Origin of the sequence: Ruminococcus sp. B05, assembly GCF_003628495.1 — a bacterium.
Classification (GTDB): Bacteria; Bacillota; Clostridia; order Lachnospirales; family Lachnospiraceae; genus Schaedlerella; species Schaedlerella hominis.
The window spans coordinates 38,994-61,045 of record NZ_RBZR01000009.1 but is presented as its reverse complement, the minus strand read 5'-3'; the positions used below and the strand labels follow the sequence as shown (position 1 = coordinate 61,045).

The window sequence follows — 22,052 nt, the reverse complement described above, 5'->3', positions numbered from 1 at the left end:
CGGATGATATCTCTACCATTCCCTCCAATTAATTCTGCATATTTCAGACTAACTTCAATTATAAAATACTGTAGTTTCATTTACAAGAAAAAATTTTGACTTTTGTCCCATTTTTCTTTTATTTTAAAAAGGACACCGAAAGAAAATAATTTCATTTTCTCACAGTGTCTACTTTATTCATATACTTTAATCTTTTCTTATGCAACTGCATACTGAGCAATTTCTTTTTTTAATTCTTCGCAATCTTCATCATATATTTTCAGATTGATGATATTGTTCAGCCCAAGATTCATAATTCCGAGAATGGATTTACCATCAACTACATAAATCCCTCTGTTCATATCCATTGCACAATCATATTTTTCTACTTTGTTTACAAAATCTAATATTTCTTCTGGTTTTTTAAATGTTATCTTCATTTCGTTCATAATTTTTTACCTTCTTTTCTATATATTCTTTACAGCTTTCTTAATTACTGTGTCTTTTTAATCTGTTCTTTACATTAATTATATTAGCACTGTTTTTCGACAAAAAAAGACGAAATATTTTAAAAAGGTAGAATATTTTAAACAACTTTATTATAAAAATGTTGATTTTAAATGATAACATTCCCTTAGCTAATGCAATGATTTTCGATACTCGCTCGGCAGCATTCCTACTTCTTCTTTAAATACCTTGCTCATATACTTTGAATCGCTGTACCCTGCTAATTCTGCAATTTGATTTAATTTAAAAGGAGTCTCCAGCAATAGTTTTTTTACTTTTTCTATACGATATTTTCTCACAGTCTCTGAAAATGTCATTCCGGTTTCTTTCTTAAACTGCGTACTTAAATATTCTTCTGACACAACTAACTTTCCTGCAATTTCTTCTAATGTGATTCCCTGATCATAATATTGTAGGATTAATTGTTGTGCTTTTTGTACCATAGCACTAATATGTTCTTCCGGAGTTTTCTCCTCCTCCAAGTTCTGAACAATTTGTATTGTCTGCTCCACAATTTTCTGAATCTGGAACCAACACACTGCACCTGATATCTGATTCAATTTTTCCTGAATATCTGGTTCTTTTCCGTCTATCTTTAATCCACCTACTTTGGCAAGTGACCAGAAAAACCGAATAATATCTTTCTTTATCGTCATTGGAAATTGTGGATTATCCTGATAATATTGTGGCAATTGATGACAACAATATTTTAATTGTTCTTTATCTTTTATTAACATTGACTTCTTAGCCTGTTCTTCCAACTCCATCGGATATTTCTCGATTCCATTTTGAATTGACTCTTGTTTTGATTCAATTTCACTTACTCTGATTAATTTACCTTCTTCATATAATAATGCCCATTCAAGATGTGTATACATTTCTTTTAAATCTGAAGAAACCGAACATATTTCTTCAGATTCTTTCCACATACTAACCATTGGTATCTTCATTCGTTTATACACCGTTGGCAACACTTGTTCTGAAAGATATGTATACAATGATGTATCTTTCGAATTTTTGTAAAATATGATAACCAATGACTGCCATATTTCCATTTCCTGCATATACATACTATAGCTTACTCTTTGACCAACTCCCTGCTCGATCATAAGCTTTAATCTCTCAATTTGCATTTCATATGTTTCTCCAAGCCATATCAACATTATTTCAGCAGAATCTCTCACTGTAAATCCATATTTTTCTTGCGTCATTTTATGAAATGCGTCATCTGGCTGAAGTTGCCCGTTGATACAACTATTGAAAATGTATTCAAGCGAGAAAGCCCTGTCTTGATTCTGCGCTTTTGCCAACTCAGCTTCTACCTGCTGTAATGCATTTTTTAATTCTACTATATTGATTGGTTTAAGCAAATAATTTTCAATACCTAATTCAATTGCCTGTTTTGCATAATCAAAATCTGAATATGCCGATAACACAATTACCTTGCACTTATTTTGCTCTTGTCGCAATTGTGAAAGCATTTCTAATCCCGTCATACGAGGCATACGGATATCCATAATAACAAGATCCGGCCGTTCCTTCCGTATCAATTCCAGCCCCTTTTCTCCGTCTACAGCGGTCCCGACTACCTTATAATCTGTATTTATTTTACTAAGAATCTTTGCCATGCCTTCTCGGATTGGTGCTTCATCTTCAACAACTACAATTCTCATCTTCCCCTCCGTTTCTATTTTTTCTTCCCCTACTGTTACGCTTTTTGATATTCATCCGCCATTGGTATAAACAAATGTACTCTCGTATATAAGTGTTCTTCGCTTTCAAAATATACCATTGCTTCTTCACCATAATATAATTTCAACCGCTTTCTCACATTTGTTATACCCAGATGACCTGTCATATCTCTTTGCTCATCATTTAATTCATCAAGCTTGCCTTGTGTTATTCCATTACCATTATCCTCGATTTGTATATGAATCTGATGCTCCATTTTTCTCGCTGATATTTTTAACACACATTCTTCTTCCTTGCCATAAAATCCATATTTTACTGAATTTTCCACGAATGGCTGCAACAATAGCTTGTGAATTTGAAATCCGAATAGTTCTTCTGGTATATCTGTCTCAATAACAGGAATTTTTCCCAGCCTTGTCCCCTGCAATAACATATATTGTTTCAGCCATCCAAGTTCCTGTGCCAATGTTGATGTTCCGCCTGCATTGTCTACCGTATATCGTAAAATATTCGCCAAAGCAACCAACATACTGCTGATATCATACTGTTCATTTTCAATTGCTTTCCAATTAATGCTGTCCAATGTATTATATAAGAAATGTGGGTCAATCTGAGCTTCCAATGCAGATAATTCTGCATTCTTCTGCTCTAATAACGCCTGCTTCACCTGATTAATCAAATTATCCAGATTTTCCACCATCTCATTAAATCCGAATTCTATATCTTTTATTTCTTCCGGTGCACGCTTCCAAAATTCCAGACGTGTTTCAAAATTTCCCGTTTCAACTTCATGAAATCCCTGTCCTACACTCTGGATAACATGAATATATGGACGAGTAAAAATATAACTTAAAAAAATCATAACAAGAAACGCAATAAACGCAACACCTAGTAACAGACCAACTTGTTCATTCATTGTTTTTCTGTATGTCGATATATCTCTTTCTATGCAAATAGTAAACTGACTCATCTGATTCACTTTAGAAATATATAAATTTTTTCTCGTATTCTTTACTGAATCTAAAGTCCGCCCAATTTTGGCTACCGATGGTGCACTTATAACATAATTTCCTTCCAGCAAATAAGTATTCGCATTTGCTCCGACCTGCAATATATCTGAAATCAACTGTTCGTCTATACTGAATACAACGGTTCCAAGCTTTTCATGAATATCTCGATAATCGATTAGATTTCTCGCAATTTGCAGTAAATATGTGTGTTTATCATTTACAACTATCGGTTGTATCTGTCCTTGATAAACCTGCTCTTTCTTCACCTCTGGGCAATGTACTTTTCCTGCCCAGTCACTGGATGTAGATGATGAATTTTGTTTATCGTAAAATATGACTTCACCATTTGCAAGAAATATTGTAATACCTTCTATTCCTTGATTTCGATTACAAACATGACTCAGTTCATGACGTAATTTACTGGTATTAACTTCCATCGCATCATTATTATTATTAATATTTTCAACAGCCTCAACTACTACATCATCCGTACACAAATCAAACAGAATCGCATTATACTTATCTAACTGAATATCAAGGCATCGATCTGCATTCTCAAGATTTGCCTGCATCCGTTCCTGTAAATCATTCTTCTGCCAGACACGCAGACTTCCCTGCGATATAATAGCAAAAATTAAAATTGGAAACATTGCCACGATCATTATATCCACAAATATTCTGCCTCTGAGGCTTTTGATTTTTTTCATCATTTTGCCTCCCTGTTTTTCCTTAATTTTTCTGCTAGATTTGATATAATCACCGATTGTGGTATCTCTCCTACGATCTCTTCTTCCATTGCATCTGTCAACGCAACAGATACATATGGCCAATCCACTGAAAATTCTCTCAGCCGGGCTTGTTGCATAATTTGCCAGGTATTCTTTAAATCTTCATTTTCTGCTATCTGCTCCTGCAAAATATCTTCGCGTGGAGCCAGATATCCTATCTGCTCTAATAATTTTTCCATCTGACATTTTTCAGAAACAAATTTAACAAATTCCATCGCTTCATCCTGCTTCTCCCCAGGCGTTACTACAAGAACTTCTCCGCCGATTGCGGTTACACATTCTTTATTTTCATTACCGGACGGCGGAAGTGTCATTACATATTTCATGTTTGGCTTTTCTTTCTGGATTGTTTGCTGAAAAGCAGATGTAACCAGAACCATAACCACATTTCCTTCCATAAACTGTCTTACAATATCGCCAGTAATCAGATTATTTACCTGTGGGCTCATTGCTCCTGATTCCGACAGTTCTCTTAATTTTAGAAATGCAGCCTGACTTTCCTCTGATTCTATTTCTGCTATTTCCCCTCCATACCCCCAAAGTAATGGCAAAAACGAGAAAACACTTTCTTCGCTTCGAAGTGCCGGCATAGCAAAACCGTAACGATTATCTTTTGTTAATTTTAAGGCTGTTTCCTGTAATTCATCCCATGTTTTTGGAACTTGTAAACCGGCCTCCTCCAATATCTCTGTATTACAAAATAAAGCAGCACAATTCATCCCAAGCGGCATCCCTTTCATCTGTCCGTCCACCTTACAAGATGCTATTGCCTCTGGCAAATATTCATCTAGATTTTCAATCTGATCTGTCACATTTACAAATGGCTGCATCGCATTAAAATAATTCAAATCAGAAGAATCCACCAGTGCAAGTTCTGGCATATCTCCATCTGCCATACTAAGTGCCAGATGTTTTTTAAAATCCTCATCCGGCACATACTGTATTTCTACTTCGATATCTGCCTGCGAATCGTTAAATGCATCTGCTATATCTGACAATGCCTGCTTCCTCGCCGGTGAATCCATATAATGCCACAGTGTCAAAGTCTGTCTGGTCTTAAGTGACGTTTGTTTCTCTTTTTGACACCCCGCCAACAGTCCCATAACAAGACAACTTCCCATTAAAAAAATGTACCATTTTCTCCAAAGATTTCTTTTGTTCATGCTGCTCCCCTCGTATTCCATATCTTTCTGTATTGATTATACCTTACTATTAAAGAGAGTCGCAATAAAATTAAGTATTCTATACATGTAAATGTAAATATTTTTCTCGGGTAGCAAGTCCACCACGAATGTGGCGCTCTGATTTGTTTGTATCGAGGACTTTACGTGCCTCATGTGCAAGTGATGGGTTGATTTGGACCAGACGCTCGGTTACATCCTTATGTACAGTCGATTTTGACACTCCGAATTTTTTTGCTGTCTGCCGGATCGTTGCCTTCTCTTGTATGATGTAATTTGCAATCTCGATTGCCCGCTCTTCAATATAATCTCTCATAGAAAAGCCCCTGCATAGTTTGTTTTTTACAATCTATGCAAGGGTCTGTTATTGTATGTCTGATTCAAATTTCTGGAAGTCTTTTTAAAAATAACTTTCATATTTTTGTTTATTCATTCACTGCCAATTCATTTCCCATATTCATCATTTTAAGCATTCCGACAATCCATCCAGGAAATACTCCTGCATATCCGATAAATACGAAAAGCCATGTCATATTATCTAAAGCAACTCTGCTTACTACAAGCCAAAGTGCTGCTCCGATTCCACACCAGCAAATGATATTCAAAAATAAAAATAATCTAATCTTGCTCTCTCTTCCTAAATTTTTATCGTTACAGAAATCCCATATTTTTTTCATCATATCATCTTCCTTCCCTTTCTACTTTGAAAGTTTAGCAAGCTGACGTTAAATCAGATGTCTGTAAATGTTAAATCCATGTAATAGAATGTTAAATCTATTATCCATAAAAGAGCCACAAACCCCGTCCCTACCGGTTTATCAAGTTCAGTAATCGTGTTGACTTTTCTGGTCCTTTTGACTCTTCTTCCGACTGTATAAGCATGTCTTTTACTTTCTGCATCCGCTCATCCAGTGATGCACTGATTTCTGCACACTGACTCATCTCTTCTGCCAGAAATACACTTTGTTCTTCAGAAATGTTTTTCTTATAACGAAGCTTATGCTCCAGACTTGCCCAAAAGTCCATAGCAATCGTTCGAAGCTGCACTTCTACTGTCACCATCCTTTTTCCTTCTTGGAGGAAAATCGGTGTTTGTATGATCAGGTGCAAGCTTCTATATCCGCTTGGTTTTGGATTTTTTATATAGTCTTTCTTCTCTAACAAAATAATATCATCTTGACTCAGCAAACAATCTGCAAGCCTGTAAATATCATCTGGAAAAGAACAAATTACGCGAACCCCTGCGATATCCTGAATATTTTCCTCAATCGATGTCATTGTAAGCGGAATATTTTTTCTACGGATTTTCTTTAGTAAACTGTCAAACGATTTTACTCTGGACTTAATATTTTCAATCGGATTTCGATCATACTCCAGTGAGTACTCTTCGCTCAAGACCTTAAATTTTGTCTCAACCTCCATGATTGCACATTGATAATAAGACATTAATGTATCAAATGGTTTTTTATTTTTCTGAACAAACTCAATAAATTCGTCTGACAACAAATTGTTTCGTACAAACTCTTCTTTTCTTTTTTCCAATTTGCTTTCAAGATTCCGTCTGTTTTCCGTTTTATTTTCAAAATTAAGTCTACCCATCAGACTCACCTTTTCCTTTTATTTCAGATACTGATCTAAAATTTTTCTCAACCCTTCCGGTGTATCTTTAAACCAAGTATCGAATGTCTTGCCCGTTCCTCGGATTGTTGTTCCTAATTCTATAAAAAATGTCGGAATGTCTGATTCTTTCATCACTCCCTGTGAGTCACCGAACATGTTTTCTCCCGGCTGCTCACATCCATTTACATGGATTGTAAACACCGGTTCTACATTATTATCGTTCTTTCTTGATTCCTCCGAACAATCTACTATCCCGAGCTGATATGTTCCGCAGGATGGAGTATCATCGTAAATAAGAATTCCCGGTAACACGCCATCTGCAAAGTTGTATGGTTTTACTGCCTCGTCAATCTCTGAAAGTACTTTCTGAAAACCACTTTTTTCTATCTCTTTCCCCATCTTTTTCTCCCATTGCTTCTTCCTGTTTTTAATTACTGCACAGATTTAACTCTATCTTCCCCTATTCACTCCTGGCAGTTTGACTTACAAGAATTATGCAACTACGATTGTATAATCTTTTATAAATTTTTCTCCTGCTTCCACTTTATTTACATTTGGTTTCTCGGATAACTCTGCATTAAATCCAACATTATCGCATCGTCCCATCCAAGGTTCCAAACATACAAATGGAGCTCCTTCTACTGACCAAATACCATAGTTCGGAAAGCCTGCGCTTCGAACTCCAACATATGGTGTTCCGTCCTTGTGGCACAGCCATGCTTCTTCAATCTGTCCATTGTCCACTACAAGTGCATCCTTTGCAAACAGCTTATATCGATTAAAACATACTCCAGCTTCTCTTTTCCCGGAACCTTTAATACATAGTCTGCTTTTGTTTCTTCTGGCTTTGCAAATCGAAATGCCGGATGTCCGCCAATTGTAAAATACATTGTTTCATCACCGCAATTCTTAACCTGCCACTCTACTGTAAGTTCTTTCTTGTTCAGCTTGTAGTTAATATGCAATTCAAAATCAAACGGATAAACTTCTTTTGTCTCTTCTGAAGAACGGAACATAAAAGAAGCCTTTTCATTTGCAGCTTCGATACATGTAAATACATTATCTCTTGCAAATCCATGCTGGGAAGTTGGATATTGAGTTCCGTTGATCAGCACTCTATTTTTATATGTCTTACCTACATTTGGAAATAAAACCGGTGAATGACGTTTCCAATAAACCGGATTCCCTTCCCACAAAATCTCATTGTCTTCTGTCTTGTCGTAAATTCGTGTTACTTCTGCCCCCATCTCTGCAATCTCTACACATAGAAATTCATTTTCCAACTTAACCGCCATTCGTAATTCCTCCTAACTCTTTACCCTATCTACATTTTTATTTGTCCGTTCAAGTCGAACGTCTACTCCTCACCACCTGAAGAGATGGGAGTCTTCTCGACTGAGTTCAAGTCGAACGTACGTGAGACTTGGCGCGTGATTCTGGTCAGCGAAGCTGACATATTCCTATCAGAATCACTGCGCATCCTCGCGGAGCGTTTATCTCAGTCGAAGATTAGACTCCCACTGAGACAAATTTGCTATTACTCACCACCTGAAGAGGTGGGAGTCTTCTCGACTGAGATAAACTACTTATTTGTTGCATCACTTGAAGAGCCATCTGTTGAATTATCTGTACTTGCTGCCTCTACCTGCACACTGCTTTCCAACAAATAATTCGCTACAGCCTCCTGAAGGATTGTTGCACGGATTGTATCTTCATCATATGCTTTTCTAAATGCATCTACATCTTCATATCCGGCTTTTTCTGCATATTCTTCTACTTTCTTTTCATATTCTTTATCAGAAGGCTCCAGTTTCTTTTTCTTTGCAAGTAATTCGCAGGCCAGTTTTTTCTTTACTGACTCCTCTGCAACTTCTTTTGCTTTCTTTTTAAAATCATCCTCTGTCATATTCATATACGTCTCAAGGAAATCCGCAAGCTCCATACCATACTGCTGTGCATATGCCGTATAATAGTCTTCCACTGCCTGATATTCTTTGTCTATATCTCCATCTGGATATTTCTTCACCTCAACCTGTTCGCTCAATGCTTCTAAAACCTCTGACTGAAGCTGACTCTGTCTCGTAGACTCATTGTTCTCTTTCATCTTCGTACGGATTTCTTCTTTGAATTCTTCTACAGTCTCTGCTGTATCGCTGTTCTGTTTTACCCACTCGTCTGTAATCTCTGTATCATCACTTACTTCATAAATTCCATTTAACGTAATACTAAATGTCGCAACCTTACCTGCCAGAGTACTTTCAGAATAATCATCCGGGAACTTCACTTCGATATCAAACTTGTCCCCTTTCTTATGACCGATGATCTGCTCTTCAAATCCTTTGTAATCTCCATTTGCCCCAATGTATGTTCCAGATCCGATTTTTAAAGATGCACCGGATGCTGTTCCTCCGTCAAATGCTTTTCCATCAACTTTACCAACAAAATCAATGTCTACTGTATCCCCATCCTGTGCGGCACGATCCGTTATCTCTGTTTTTAACGGTGCTGCAGTAAGATAGCTCTTTACTGTATTCTCTACAGTTTCATCTGTCACCTCTGTTTTCTCAACCTCTGTTATCTCCAACCCTTTATATTTATTAATCGTAACGTACTCATCGGACATTGTATTTCCACATCCAGCCATAGATATTGTCATCACTGCCGCTAAAGTAAGTGCTACTAATTTTTTCTTCATTTTAAATTCACCTCATGATTTATTTATATGACCCATACAAGCCAAAACATATGCTTACATTGTACCATACTTTATTTTAGAATAAAAGTTGGAACACTGTTTAAACACACCTTTTTCCTTTATCTTTTACCCGATTTCTGCACTTGTTTTACTTGCGCTTCACTCTAAACAATGATACAATACTAAATGCATAATTGCGGATTTCTTGATATCCGCTCTACATTTAATTTAATAGGAGGGTTTGTCGTGAGTACAGGAATGATTGTAATGCTGGTAATTCTTGCCGTACTGATCATTGCATTAGTTGCACTGTATTTTTTTGGAAAGAAAGCTGAGAAAAAACAGGCTGAACAGAAAGCACAGATGGATGCGATGGCTCAGACCATGAATATGTTGATTATCGATAAGGGAAAGATGAAATTAAAAGATGCAGGTTTTCCTTCTGTCGTTATTGAAAATACACCAAAGTATCTTCGTCGTTCAAAGGTGCCTGTTGTAAAAGCAAAGGTTGGACCTAAGATTATGACTTTCATGTGCGATGCACAGGTATTTCCACTGGTTCCAGTAAAGAAAGAAGTCAAAGCTGTTGTCAGCGGAATCTACATTACAAGCGTAAGAGGTGTTCGTGGTCCTTTGGAAACACCACCTAAAAAGAAGAAATTCATGGATCGCTTTAAGAAAGACAATAAGACTAACACAAAAAGTAAAAACAAAAAATAAAACAATGGACAAGGATGATTCACATTTCACCCTTGTCCATTTTTATTACTTTAACATATGCATTTCTTATATTTCTGTCGCTCCTGCGATGTTTGCCCTATAATCTGACTTAGAAATAATATTCATTTTAATTCTGCTGTCTGCTACGGCCTCATGATTCACATGAAGTTCATAATCAATCAGAATATCTATTCTGTTCTCTTTTATATCAACCTTCATCTCTTTTGTATTCACTCCGACAAGCATCTGTCCATATGGAGTAGAATAATAGGTCTGGTTCTTTTTATTTTTTTCAAAGATCATGTGTGCATTGGAAACACCAGATTTCATAATTTCCACAACTTGATCTTCTGTAATTTTTAATTTATTTTTTATGGTGCCTGACACTCCTTCTACCGGCTCATCATATACTATATAATGTTTTCCGTTACGGAAATAATAGTTGGCAGGATTCACCACTTCAATGGCTTCGTTTTCCTCTTCTGCCTCCTGCATAACATCGGTATGAAGTCCTGAAATGCTCACCAATACATCTTTTGTCATCTTTTAATACTCCTCTATATTGACTACATTAGTCTCTGGCACATCAAATGGCATCACCGTATTTGCAAATTGTCTAAACTTTTCTGCCGTATCACTTACGTAAAATTCGTAATGACTATGCATCTTTGAACGATCATTTGCCATATTTCCTTCTTTTAACAATTGTTTCAGATCCATCGCAGTCTCGTATGCCGGATTTACAATCTGAATACGCTCTCCCATATAACTGCGTATCTTTGAACGAAGTAATGGATAATGTGTACAGCCCAGAATCATCGCATCAATATCTGATTCTTTCATGGATTGTAAATAATACTCGATAATTTCTTCTGTCACGACATGTTCTTTAAATCCTTCTTCTACAAGTGGCACAAATAATGGACATGCCTTTTCAATCACTTGAATATCAGGGTTCATTCCTTGTATGATTTTTGTGTACATACCGCTCTGAACTGTAGCGTCAGTCCCGATAACTCCTACTTTGTTATCTTGTGTCGCCTCCACCGCTGCTCTTGCTCCCGGAATTACCACTCCGATAATCGGCACATCAAACTCATGTCTTACTGCATCTAATGCAAGTGCACTTGCTGTATTACAGGCAATCACAATCGCCTTAACATCTTTTGTTTTTAAAAAGCGAATAATCTGCTCTGAAAATCGAATGATCGTATTTTTCGACTTGCTTCCGTATGGTACACGAGCCGTATCCCCAAAATATACGATATTTTCATCCGGCAATTGTCTGACGATCTCTCTTACTACTGTAAGCCCGCCAACCCCGGAATCAAACACTCCAATCGGTGCTGAATTTTTACACTTATCATTCACTATATCTATCTCCCACTCTAATCGTTTTATGGTTTACTATATTCGTTCTGCTATATTCGTGTAATCTGAAACAGAACTGTTCTTATATATTATACCATTCATCACATCTCCGCAAGTATTGTAATGAAAAAGAGGATGACAAGCCTCTCAATGCTTCATCATCCTCTTTTTTATCATGTTCACTTTTCTTACAGTGCAAGAGTTTTAGAAATCTCATACTGATGTGCCGGGATTTCTTTTTTCATAGACAATGCTTCATTGATATCAAAATCAATAAACTCACCATGTCTGTATCCAACAACACGATTTGACTTACCTTCCATAAGAAGCTCTACTGCCTTTGCTCCCATTACAGATGCATATACACGGTCTTTACATGTCGGGCTTCCACCACGCTGCATGTGTCCAAGAATTGTTGCTCTTGTCTCAATTCCTGTTGCCTCTTCAATTCTCTTAGCCATATTGATAGAATCTCCAACACCTTCTGCATTGATAATGATGTAGTTCTTCTTACCGCGTTTCTTACATTCCATAATATCATCGATCATAGACTGCTCATCATAATCATGTTCTTCTGGAAGTAAAATTTTCTCTGCACCGTTGGCAATACCACACCACAATGCAAGGTAACCTGCACCACGACCCATAACCTCGATGATACTGCAACGCTCATGAGATGTAGATGTATCACGTACTTTATCAATTGCTTCCATAGCTGTGTTAACAGCTGTATCAAATCCGATTGTATAATCTGTACATGCAATATCCAAATCAATTGTTCCCGGAAGACCGATTGTTCTAACACCTAAATTAGCCAGCTTCTGTGCTCCTGCAAATGATCCGTCTCCACCGATTACAACAAGACCATCAATACCATATTTTTTACAGATTGCTGCTGCTTTCTGCTGTCCTTCTTCTGTACGCATTGTCTGACAACGAGCTGTCTGAAGAATTGTACCACCACGCTGAATTGTATCAGCTACATCACGTGCTGTTAATTCAATGATCTCTTCTTTTAATAATCCATGATATCCTCTACGGATTCCACATACTCGGATTCCATTTGCTATAGCTGTTCTTACTACAGCACGAATTGCTGCATTCATTCCCGGTGCATCTCCACCACTTGTCAGTACACCAATTGTACGCACGCGGTCTTCAATCTGTTCTAATTCTTCTTTTCTGTTTTTTTCTGCCATTTTGATTGTCCACCTTTCAAAATAATAATCCCTTATAGTTTGCTTATTTTTTAACACTCTAGAGTTATTCTAAACTATTTATATCTTGTTTTCAATAGTCTTTTCGACCACTTTTACACGTTTTTCGCCATAATGATTCATCAATTTGCTAAGTACCTGCGGTGCAATCTGTATATTCCTATTCTTTGGAAGGCGTTTTACAGCCCGTTCTGCCTGACAGTAAATAATAACTTCGTCTTCCCCTTCGGAATCTGCAAGATATCCATATACGATCTGTTCGTTTTTTAAATAATCCGCTTTATCCGGAAATTGAATCCATAACTCCCTCTTTATCTGATTGAAAGGAACTACTTTCTCACATATCAATTTACTTGGTTTATCATCTTCTTCTGACACGCGCCCTTTGATAAACACTTTCCTGTCTACTTCTAAAAGATTCCTGTTTTTTTCGTAATCGCGCGGAAACACAACAACCTCAACCGTTCCAAGCAAATCCTCCAATGCTACGAATGCCATCATCTGATTTGTCTTTGTAGCCTTCATCGTTTTTTCTGTAATGAAACCACCAATGATTTCTCTTGCTCCATCGTGTACTTTAGAATGATTGCTTTCTTCGTCTAACTGGAAATCCAATGTCGTTGCTGAGATAGCCTTCTGCCACTGCTCTTCATATTCTTCCAAAGGATGTCCACTAATATACACACCTAAGACTTCTTTTTCAAAGGCGAGCTTTGTTTCTTTCGCATATTCTCCCACTTTCGGAAGCTGGATCTGAAAATCACTCTTTTCTTCCTCACTGACCAGATCAAATAAACTCATCTGCCCTGTCATAGAGTATTTCTTTTCCTGATTGACATGATCTACTATCTGAATGTAAATGCTCATGAACTGTTTTCTCGTTCCACCAAGGCAATCCAGTGCACCTGCCTTGATAAAGTTCTCAATCGCACGTTTATTTAATGCTTCTCTAGTCGACATACGACTGATAAAATCTTCCAGGTTCTTGAACTCACCATATTCTTTACGTTCTTCTACAATTGTCTGAATAACCGGTTTTCCAATACTTTTAATTGCAGCCAGACCATAACGGATATTCCCTTCATCAACTGAGAAGTCCGCATATCCACGATTTATATCCGGTGGCAGAATCTTAATATTCATTTGACGACATGCATAGATATAAGCTGCAACCTTAGAAGGATTTTCAATCACAGATGTCATAAGTGCAGCCATATATTCTACCGGATAATAGTATTTTAAAAATGCTGTCTGATATGAGACAACCGCATATGCTGCCGCATGCGATTTATTAAATGCGTATTTTGCAAAATCGATCATTTCATCATAGATTTTATTTGCTGTTTTCTCGTCAATTCCATTCTTGATACATCCGGGTACACCTGTTTCTTCATCTCCATACACAAAGATCTGTCGTTCTTTCTGCATGACATCGCCCTTTTTCTTTGACATTGCTCTTCGCAGTAAATCACTTCGCCCCAGTGTATATCCTGCTAGTGCCTGTACGATCTGCATAACCTGTTCCTGGTATACGATACAACCATATGTCGGTGCAAGGATTGATTCCAGCTGTGGACAATCATAAGTGATAGAAGATGCATCATTTTTACCCTTGATATACTGTGGAATGAAATCCATCGGACCCGGACGATATAATGAAATTCCTGCAATGATATCTTCCAGACTATGTGGTTTCAATTCCTTCATAAATCCCTTCATACCGGCGCTTTCTAACTGGAATATACCATCTGTCTTACCTGTTCCGATATAATCTAAAACCGCCTGATCATTGTAATCTATTTTATCAATCTGAAAATCCGGATTCTTTTGTTTTGCCAGATTCACCGCATTCTGAATTACCGTTAATGTACGAAGCCCCAGGAAATCCATTTTCAAAAGGCCAAGTTCTTCCAGTGTTGTCATTGTAAACTGTGTCACGATCGTTCCATCTGATGCTCTTGACAATGGTACATATTCATCCACCGACTTCTGACTGATCACAACACCTGCCGCATGCATTGAACTGTGTCTCGGTAAGCCCTCCAGTCTCTTACACATATCTATCAGATATTTTACCTGTTCATCGGATTCGTAAGTACTTCTAAGCTCTGAATTCATTTTCAAAGCCTTATCAATCGTGATATTTAACTCCTGCGGTATCATCTTTGCAATATTATCAACAAATGCGTATGGCAGATCCATGACACGTCCTACATCACGTATTACTCCTCTTGCTGCCAGTGTACCAAATGTAACGATTTGTACCACACGGTCTTTTCCATATTTACGCATAACATAATCGATTACCTCTGGACGGCGTTCAAAACAAAAGTCCACGTCAATATCGGGCATAGATACACGCTCTGGATTTAGGAATCGCTCAAACAGAAGTTGATAACGCATCGGATCAATATTCGTAATTTCAAGACAGTATGACACAATACTTCCAGCTGCCGACCCACGTCCCGGTCCTACCGCAATATCATGTCTTTTCGCATAATTAATAAAATCCCACACAATCAGAAAATAATCTACATACCCCATATGCTGAATCGTATCCAGCTCATATTTCAATCGCTCCCGCAATTCTTCCGACGGCTTTTCGTATCGCCTCTCCAGACCTTCATAACATAACTTATTGAGATATTCCCACGATGTCATGCCATCCGGCACATCGTATTTCGGTAGTTTTGTCACACCAAATTCAATCTCTACATCACAACGGTCTGCTATTTTCTGAGTATTCTCCAGTGCCTGCAATGCATATGGAAATAAATTTGCCATTTCTTCCGGTGATTTCACATAATACTGCCCGCCTTCGTAACGCATACGATTTTCATCCTGTAATTTCTTGCCGGTCTGTATACATAACAAAATATCGTGTGGTTTCTCGTCTTCTGCATAAGTGTAATGCACATCATTCGTCGCCACAAGTTCAATGCCAAGCTCCTCTGACATCTGTAACAATCTCTGGTTTACAATTCCCTGCTCTGGAATCCCATGATCCTGTAATTCTAAAAAGAAGTTACCTTTTCCAAATATTTCCTGATACTCTAATGCCGTTTTTTTTGCATTGTCATATAATCCTTTTGAAATATAACGCGGAACTTCCCCCGCCAGACATGCACTCAATGCAATGATACCTTCATGATATTCTCTCAGTAATGACTTATCTACTCGAGGTTTATAATAATACCCATCCACGAATCCTTTTGAAACGATCTTCATCAAATTTGAATATCCTGTATTATTCTCTGCCAAAAGAACAAGATGATAATACCTGTCCTCACCACCTGTAATCTCTCGGTCGAAACGGGAATTTGGCGCAACATAAACCTCACAGCCAAGAATCGGCTTGATTCCATTCTTTTTTGCTTCCCGGTAAAAATCAATCACACCATACATAACTCCATGATCTGTGATTGCGGCACTGTTCATCCCAAGTTCTTTAACCCTGGCTACATATTCTTTTATTTTATTAGAACCATCCAGCAGACTATACTCCGTATGGACATGTAAATGTGAAAAATTCATATTCTACCTCTTTTATGATTCAAAAAGGGTGGTTCCCATATGGAAACTACCCTTTTCATCACTTCTCAATATCAACATTCTTAATTCAGAAAAATCTTATTCTCCATCAAGCATGAATTTAATCAGTCTATCTGTATCTTCTTTTTCGTAAGCAATAATCTCTAACTCTGGAATCTCTCCATTTGAGAAAATATTTGCCATAGATACATACTGAGAAAGTTTTGATTTGAGGTTCAGTCTGTCTCCTTCACCTGTTACTAACTCAACCTTTCCAACACAATTATCTACTACTTTGAAAAATGCATCAATATCTGTAATATTCTGTACTTTCATCTCTATGTTCTCCTTTCGTTTCTCTACTTCATGATTCCTTTATGTCTTCTTTTTTATTATAATCAATTTTATTTGGATTGCAATAGTTTTAACGCATTCGAATTCCATTTTCAAGAATTTCTATCTTCTTCTGCTTTAAAAGGCGTCCTACTGCACGCTTAAATGCAGCTTTGCTCATTCCAAACTCTTCCTTGATAACCTCTGGATCTGCTTTATCTGTAAATGGAAGCTTTCCGCCATGATTTTTGATTCCCTGTAAAATCTGCTCAGCATCCTTATCCATCTGCTCCGGAATCTTATCTCTGACACTTAAGTCCAATTTTCCATCTTCTTTTACTGCTGTAACTCGTGCATCAATCATATCTCCGACACGGAGTCTTCCATTACATTCTTTCTTTGGAATTCTTGCGGAAAACTGATTGTCAACTGCTACAAACATACCAAATTCATCGCTTCTGTCATAAATGATTCCACTTACCTTATCATCTTTTTTATATGGAGAATCTGTACGCAGCTGATGATACACTTTCATTGTTGCACACAAACGATCACTCTTATCAATATACAATGTTACAAGACAATGATCGCCTTTTTCTACCTTTGCAGTCTGCTGCTTAAATGGAAGAAAAAGATCTTTTTCCAATCCCCAGTTCAAAAAGGCACCCATACGGCTTGTATCTGCAACCTCTAAAACTGCAAGCTGACCAATCGTAAGTTTTGGTTCGTTTGTTGTTGCGATCAGGCGGTCTGAAGAATCCTTATATAAGAATACTTCAATCGGATCTCCCACTTCAATTCCAGAAGGCACCTGTTTTTTCGGAAGTAATACTCGTTCCTCATCACTTCCAAGATACACTCCAAAGTCCACTATCTTCACAACAGTCAGAACCTGCTTTTCTCCTAATTTCATACTTATCTCCTATTAATTCTCTTCGTTTTTTCTATTAACCTGCAACTGCAGATTAATACTGTAAGGATTTACTACAACGCCTGTTGTCTCTTTTGCCAGAATCTTTGAAAGATTTTCTGCTTCGATAACAGCTGTCTTAAATTTCACATCTTTCTGCGAATTTTGGAACTTCAAATATTCCTGGATATCTGTAAATAATGGCTGTAATACCTTTCCATCCTTCTGTCTTAAAATTGCAACACCTTGATCTTCCTGATATGCAACAATATATGTACCTTTTACATAATGTGCCAGCATCTCTTCCTGTATCTCTTTAAGCTCCTCTGTCATTTGAAGATCTTCTGTCTTACGAAGCTGCTGCATAAAATATAATGCTGTAAGCTGAAGTTCCGGATTCTCTACAATCGGTCTTCCCTGAGCATCTTCGCTGCCATTCTTTCTTGTGATCAAAGAGGACAACTGAATAATCATCTCCTGCTCTGTCCCTTTCTCTACTACAATTGCATTGATTCCCATCGGCATCAGACTGGAATAAAAGGAAAGCAGAAATTTATGATCTAATTTAATAATATGAAGAGGATTTTTCTGCTCCATCAATTTTTTACATTCTTCCTTTGCATGTTCCTCATCAAAGAAAACTAAAATTTCATCATCAAATGTTTCCTCGTCACATAGTACAAATGGCATCTTTGTACATTCTGACATCGGCACATAAATTGCTTCTGAATTTCTTAATTTTCCTAACACTTCTTTTTCGTTGTCCATCTCTGTTATTTCCTTCCCATCTTACATATTTTCAGCTATATGTCTTGCTACATAAACACCACTTGCAGATGCGTGAGAAAGAGAGTGTGTTACTCCGCTTCCGTCTCCGATTACATATAAGCCTTTATACAATGTTTCAAGATTCTCATCAATCTCTACCTCCATGTTATAGAATTTTACTTCTACACCATAGAGCAATGTATCATCATTTGCTGTTCCCGGTGCGATTTTATCCAAAGCATAGATCATCTCAATAATTCCATCTAAAATTCGTTTTGGAAGCACAAGGCTCAAATCTCCCGGTGTTGCAGCCAATGTCGGACGAACAAGTCCTTCTTCAATACGTTTTTCATTGCTTCGTCTTCCACGGATCAAATCCCCAAAACGCTGTACGATAACTCCTCCGCCAAGCATATTAGATAAACGTGCGATACTTTCACCATATCCATTACTGTCCTTGAATGGCTCTGAAAAATGCTTTGACACAAGAAGTGCAAAGTTTGTATTTTCTGTCTGTTTATCCTTGTCTTCGTAACTGTGTCCGTTTACTGTCACGATACCCTTTGTATTTTCATTTACAACGATTCCATTTGGATTCATACAGAATGTACGCACATTATCTTCGAATTTTTCTGTACGATATACAATCTTGCTTTCATATAATTCATCTGTCAGATGAGAGAAAATCTGTGATGGAATTTCTACACGTACCCCAAGGTCTACTCTGTTAGACATTGTCGGAATCTTCATCTCTTCACATACTTTTGACATCCACTTACTTCCGCTACGTCCTACAGATACAACACATTTTTCACAATCGTCAAAATCATCCCCACAGAATACTCGATATCCGCCTTCGATTGCTTCCAGATGATCTACCGGATATTCAAAACGGAATTCCACTTTATCTTTCAATTCTGCATAAATATTTTCCAATACAACATAGTTGATATCTGTTCCAAGATGTCTTACTGATGCATCTAACAGCTGCAGTTTATTCTGCATACATAATTTTTTGAATTTTGTTCCGGCTGTAGAGTACATTTTAGTTCCCTCTCCGCCATGCTCAATATTAATTTCATCTACATACTTCATCAAATCAATGGCTGTATCTCTTCCGATATGCTCGTACAATGTTCCGCCAAATGCATTCGTAATATTGTATTTTCCATCTGAAAATGCTCCGGCCCCACCGAATCCACTCATAATCGCACATGTTTTACATTTGATACAACTTTTTACTTTTTTACCATCGATTGGACAACGACGTCTCTCTAATGAATTTCCCAACTCAAAAACTGCAATTTTTAATTCTGGTTTTCTTTTTACCAGCTCATACGCCGAGAAAATTCCTCCCGGTCCGGCTCCTATAATAATTACATCGTATTTCATACTTTTCCTCCTGATTTGTTAACTTCATCTCTTACTATACACTATTTTTTTGAAAATATATATATCTATTTCACTTCAACAGTCGCATAAGATAGCCCTTTTTCATCACATAACTCAATTACTGTACGATCCGTTTCCTTTGCATACTTTGGATAAATAATATCACCTAGAACTGCAGACTTCTTATAACCTACACGAACCTGATGTATAACCTGATCTTTTGGAAGCAATTCCATTGCAAATTGTACATACTGGCAATTATTCACATGTTCATTCGTATCGATATGATATTTTCTCACCGGAAAAGCTTCTCTTTCCTCATATTCTGCTGCCGGTCTGATTTTTCTGCCTTCATAATCCATATCCAGTTTCGGTTCTGTTCCATATGCTTCGATTTCTTCTTTGTCCGGCAAAATCGGACGTCCTTTCTCCATATCCATATAAACCCAGAGTGAATTGGCACATGAAAGTCTGTTATTCTCTTTATCCAGCATCACAAAATTACGTTCTCCAAACAAGCCCTTGAAATCACTGGCAAATGTTCCCACTGTAATTTCTTCTCCTAACTTGGGATACCGTTCTACAACAACCTGCCAATAAGAAAGAATCCATGCTTTTTTCTTCTCTTTTGCAGCTTTCACCCCAAAACCTAAAGACTCTGATTGAAATGTACTGCAATCTTGGAAATAATTGATTAACGCCGGTAATGTCATTGTTCCTCGATGATCTATCTCACTGTATCTTACTTTACTATCGAATGTATACATCTGTATTTCCTCTCTAAAATGTCTGTCATAATTAGTATATTTTATCTTTTTTATTTATTCAAGCCTGGCAACAGTTTCCATCTAATATGAAATTCCGTTGTTGACGTAATCTGTGCATATTCATCTTCTGTCAAAACAGACCTCAACTTTTGCTTTCCCTCCTCCGGAACAACTGCATTTGTTGTATTCAAAAAACAAAGTCCCGGATATAAAACGCACCACCAGTTATGCCCCTTAGCCTCTCCTATCTCAATTCTCAAAGCTTCATAGTTTCCGGCTGGAAATCTTACATCCCCATATGTCTTTTCCGGAAAATAACAAGTTGTAACTGCTGCACTTATTGGATAGTCATACCCATTTTCAAGTACAACCTGTTGTGCACAGTTTCTCAGTTTATCCGTATTCCTTCTCATCCAATCTGCTGTTTCTGTCACATTCATCCCTTCCGGAATTTCCTCTTTCAGCAATTCGATAACCTTTTCTTTCACTTTCATTTTCAGTGCCTGGTCTTCTTCGCTATCGCTGTTCGCCAGCACATGAAAACGCAATACTTCTTGTGCAAGATGTTGCTGCATACGAGCCTCTGATATCATCATACTTTGCCATCCAACAATGATTATGACTAATACCGCCAGCAAAGTGGCACACAACAGCAGACCTACTCTTGTCCACCTAAGTTCCCGCCTCGCAAATTTATTTTCATATTGTAATTCATCTTCATATTGATAAGCAGATGTCCTTATCAGTTTTTGATTTTTACCGGATAACATGTTTAACTCCCTCCATCTTTTCTGATGCAGGGAGTATTGCCATTTCTGATTCTTCTTATTCGAAATCAAATTTATCTGCCATCCAGCTTCTTGTTATTGCTATATCTGCTCATTAAAAACAGCTTACTCTATATGCTTCAATGTATCACTCACAGTTTGTACCTGGTTATCAATATGTATGCAAGTTACTTTTGTTGCACGCTCCTTCTCACCATTCTCAATTGACTCAACAATATCATTATGCTCCTGTATGATCTGTGGATGCCGTTCTTTTAATTTCAAATATTCCACACGGTATCGATACATCTGTTCTCTAAAATTATTCAACAATGAAATCAATTTTTGATTGTCTGTTGCAAGATAGATCAAATCATGAAATGCCACATCAGCTTCTGCAACTGCTGTAATATCGCTTGCACTTCCAAGCAGGGATTCGAATTCTTTTGCCGCCTGTTTTAAATCCTGCATTCCTTCTTTTGTCATTCTGTCACATGCAAGCTGCACTGCAAGCTCCTCGAGTGCTCTTCGTACTTCAAGAACATCTCTCAAGCTCTTTTCTGTAATCTGGGCAACTTCCGCACCTTTTCTTGGAATCATCAAAACAAGACCTTCCAGCTCCAACTTACGGATTGCCTCCCTTATCGGTGTTCTGCTGACTCCTAATTTATTTGCCAGTTGAATCTCCATCAGTCTTTCTCCCGGTTTCAATTCTCCTCTCAAAATTGCCTGTCGTAATGTATTGAACACAACATCACGGAGTGGCAGATATTCATTCATATTCACTTCAAAGTTCATCTCCAT

Annotated in this window: 23 protein-coding genes; 1 reads left to right on the top strand and 22 read right to left on the bottom strand. The window is 37.4% G+C overall.

The window, feature by feature from the left end:
- Positions 1–197 precede the first annotated feature (197 nt).
- The 11 genes from D8Q48_RS08595 to tig all read right to left on the bottom strand — a co-directional run bounded on the left by D8Q48_RS08595 (position 198) and on the right by tig (position 9,472).
- Positions 198–428, bottom strand: a complete 231-nt coding sequence (locus D8Q48_RS08595; protein ID WP_022075512.1) for an HPr family phosphocarrier protein — start codon at positions 426–428, stop codon at positions 198–200.
- 189 nt (positions 429–617) lie between these two features.
- Positions 618–2,159: a response regulator gene (locus tag D8Q48_RS08590; protein WP_121056250.1), complete on the bottom strand. Its 1,542-nt coding sequence runs from the start codon at positions 2,157–2,159 to the stop codon at positions 618–620.
- 35 nt (positions 2,160–2,194) lie between these two features.
- Positions 2,195–3,895 (bottom strand): histidine kinase, encoded by a 1,701-nt coding sequence (locus D8Q48_RS08585; protein ID WP_121056247.1) that lies wholly within the window; start codon positions 3,893–3,895, stop codon positions 2,195–2,197.
- Positions 3,895–5,139: an extracellular solute-binding protein gene (locus D8Q48_RS08580; protein ID WP_172696960.1), complete on the bottom strand. Its 1,245-nt coding sequence runs from the start codon at positions 5,137–5,139 to the stop codon at positions 3,895–3,897. Before D8Q48_RS08580 ends, D8Q48_RS08585 begins: the two co-directional genes overlap by 1 nt.
- Before the next feature lie 79 nt (positions 5,140–5,218).
- A complete protein-coding gene (gene spoIIID, locus D8Q48_RS08575; protein ID WP_117990043.1) occupies positions 5,219–5,473 on the bottom strand; it encodes a sporulation transcriptional regulator SpoIIID in 255 nt (84 codons plus the stop codon).
- 109 nt (positions 5,474–5,582) lie between these two features.
- Positions 5,583–5,837, bottom strand: coding sequence for a hypothetical protein (locus tag D8Q48_RS08570; RefSeq protein WP_130647818.1), 255 nt, complete (start codon positions 5,835–5,837; stop codon positions 5,583–5,585).
- Between the two features lie 127 nt (positions 5,838–5,964).
- Complete coding sequence (locus D8Q48_RS08565) at positions 5,965–6,756, bottom strand: GTP pyrophosphokinase family protein (RefSeq protein ID WP_117990041.1); 792 nt, start codon at positions 6,754–6,756, stop codon at positions 5,965–5,967.
- 18 nt (positions 6,757–6,774) lie between these two features.
- Positions 6,775–7,176: a hypothetical protein gene (locus D8Q48_RS08560; protein WP_117990040.1), complete on the bottom strand. Its 402-nt coding sequence runs from the start codon at positions 7,174–7,176 to the stop codon at positions 6,775–6,777.
- 93 nt (positions 7,177–7,269) lie between these two features.
- Positions 7,270–7,521 (bottom strand): hypothetical protein, encoded by a 252-nt coding sequence (locus D8Q48_RS17880; protein WP_330514417.1) that lies wholly within the window; start codon positions 7,519–7,521, stop codon positions 7,270–7,272.
- Entirely contained in the window at positions 7,521–8,072 is a 552-nt protein-coding gene (locus D8Q48_RS08555) for a hypothetical protein (RefSeq protein WP_330514416.1), read from the bottom strand. The genes D8Q48_RS17880 and D8Q48_RS08555 overlap by 1 nt, the downstream gene beginning before the upstream one ends.
- Positions 8,073–8,359: 287 nt before the next feature.
- Positions 8,360–9,472, bottom strand: a complete 1,113-nt coding sequence (tig, locus tag D8Q48_RS08550; protein WP_121056243.1) for a trigger factor — start codon at positions 9,470–9,472, stop codon at positions 8,360–8,362.
- A 246-nt stretch (positions 9,473–9,718) separates the two neighbouring features.
- Here tig and D8Q48_RS08545 point away from each other — a divergent pair, with 246 nt between their 5' ends.
- Positions 9,719–10,192, top strand: coding sequence for a hypothetical protein (locus D8Q48_RS08545; RefSeq protein WP_022076000.1), 474 nt, complete (start codon positions 9,719–9,721; stop codon positions 10,190–10,192).
- A gap of 66 nt (positions 10,193–10,258) precedes the next feature.
- Here D8Q48_RS08545 and D8Q48_RS08540 read toward each other — a convergent pair whose 3' ends face one another.
- The 11 genes from D8Q48_RS08540 to D8Q48_RS08490 all read right to left on the bottom strand — a co-directional run bounded on the left by D8Q48_RS08540 (position 10,259) and on the right by D8Q48_RS08490 (position 22,052).
- Positions 10,259–10,735 (bottom strand): DUF1934 domain-containing protein, encoded by a 477-nt coding sequence (locus tag D8Q48_RS08540; RefSeq protein WP_118737592.1) that lies wholly within the window; start codon positions 10,733–10,735, stop codon positions 10,259–10,261.
- Positions 10,736–10,738: 3 nt separating this feature from the next.
- A complete protein-coding gene (gene murI, locus D8Q48_RS08535; RefSeq protein WP_118737593.1) occupies positions 10,739–11,563 on the bottom strand; it encodes a glutamate racemase in 825 nt (274 codons plus the stop codon).
- Positions 11,564–11,751: 188 nt separating this feature from the next.
- Positions 11,752–12,726, bottom strand: a complete 975-nt coding sequence (gene pfkA / locus D8Q48_RS08530) for a 6-phosphofructokinase (protein WP_347562296.1) — start codon at positions 12,724–12,726, stop codon at positions 11,752–11,754.
- A gap of 114 nt (positions 12,727–12,840) precedes the next feature.
- Entirely contained in the window at positions 12,841–16,314 is a 3,474-nt protein-coding gene (locus D8Q48_RS08525) for a DNA polymerase III subunit alpha (RefSeq protein ID WP_121056240.1), read from the bottom strand.
- A gap of 96 nt (positions 16,315–16,410) precedes the next feature.
- Positions 16,411–16,647 (bottom strand): polya polymerase, encoded by a 237-nt coding sequence (locus tag D8Q48_RS08520; protein WP_117990033.1) that lies wholly within the window; start codon positions 16,645–16,647, stop codon positions 16,411–16,413.
- 88 nt (positions 16,648–16,735) lie between these two features.
- Positions 16,736–17,557 carry a S1-like domain-containing RNA-binding protein gene (locus D8Q48_RS08515; protein ID WP_117990032.1) on the bottom strand — a complete coding sequence of 274 codons (822 nt, stop codon included), beginning with the start codon at positions 17,555–17,557 and terminating at the stop codon, positions 16,736–16,738.
- A 12-nt stretch (positions 17,558–17,569) separates the two neighbouring features.
- The gene (locus tag D8Q48_RS08510) at positions 17,570–18,322 is read right to left on the bottom strand and encodes an SseB family protein (protein WP_118724111.1); all 753 of its coding nucleotides are present in this window, start codon (positions 18,320–18,322) and stop codon (positions 17,570–17,572) included.
- Positions 18,323–18,343: 21 nt separating this feature from the next.
- Positions 18,344–19,714 (bottom strand): FAD-dependent protein, encoded by a 1,371-nt coding sequence (locus D8Q48_RS08505; RefSeq protein WP_117990030.1) that lies wholly within the window; start codon positions 19,712–19,714, stop codon positions 18,344–18,346.
- 65 nt (positions 19,715–19,779) lie between these two features.
- Positions 19,780–20,481 carry an acyl-ACP thioesterase domain-containing protein gene (locus D8Q48_RS08500; protein WP_118687920.1) on the bottom strand — a complete coding sequence of 234 codons (702 nt, stop codon included), beginning with the start codon at positions 20,479–20,481 and terminating at the stop codon, positions 19,780–19,782.
- A gap of 50 nt (positions 20,482–20,531) precedes the next feature.
- Positions 20,532–21,251, bottom strand: coding sequence for a stage II sporulation protein R (gene spoIIR, locus D8Q48_RS08495; RefSeq protein ID WP_118687919.1), 720 nt, complete (start codon positions 21,249–21,251; stop codon positions 20,532–20,534).
- 123 nt (positions 21,252–21,374) lie between these two features.
- Positions 21,375–22,052 (bottom strand): GntR family transcriptional regulator, encoded by a 678-nt coding sequence (locus D8Q48_RS08490; protein WP_117990027.1) that lies wholly within the window; start codon positions 22,050–22,052, stop codon positions 21,375–21,377.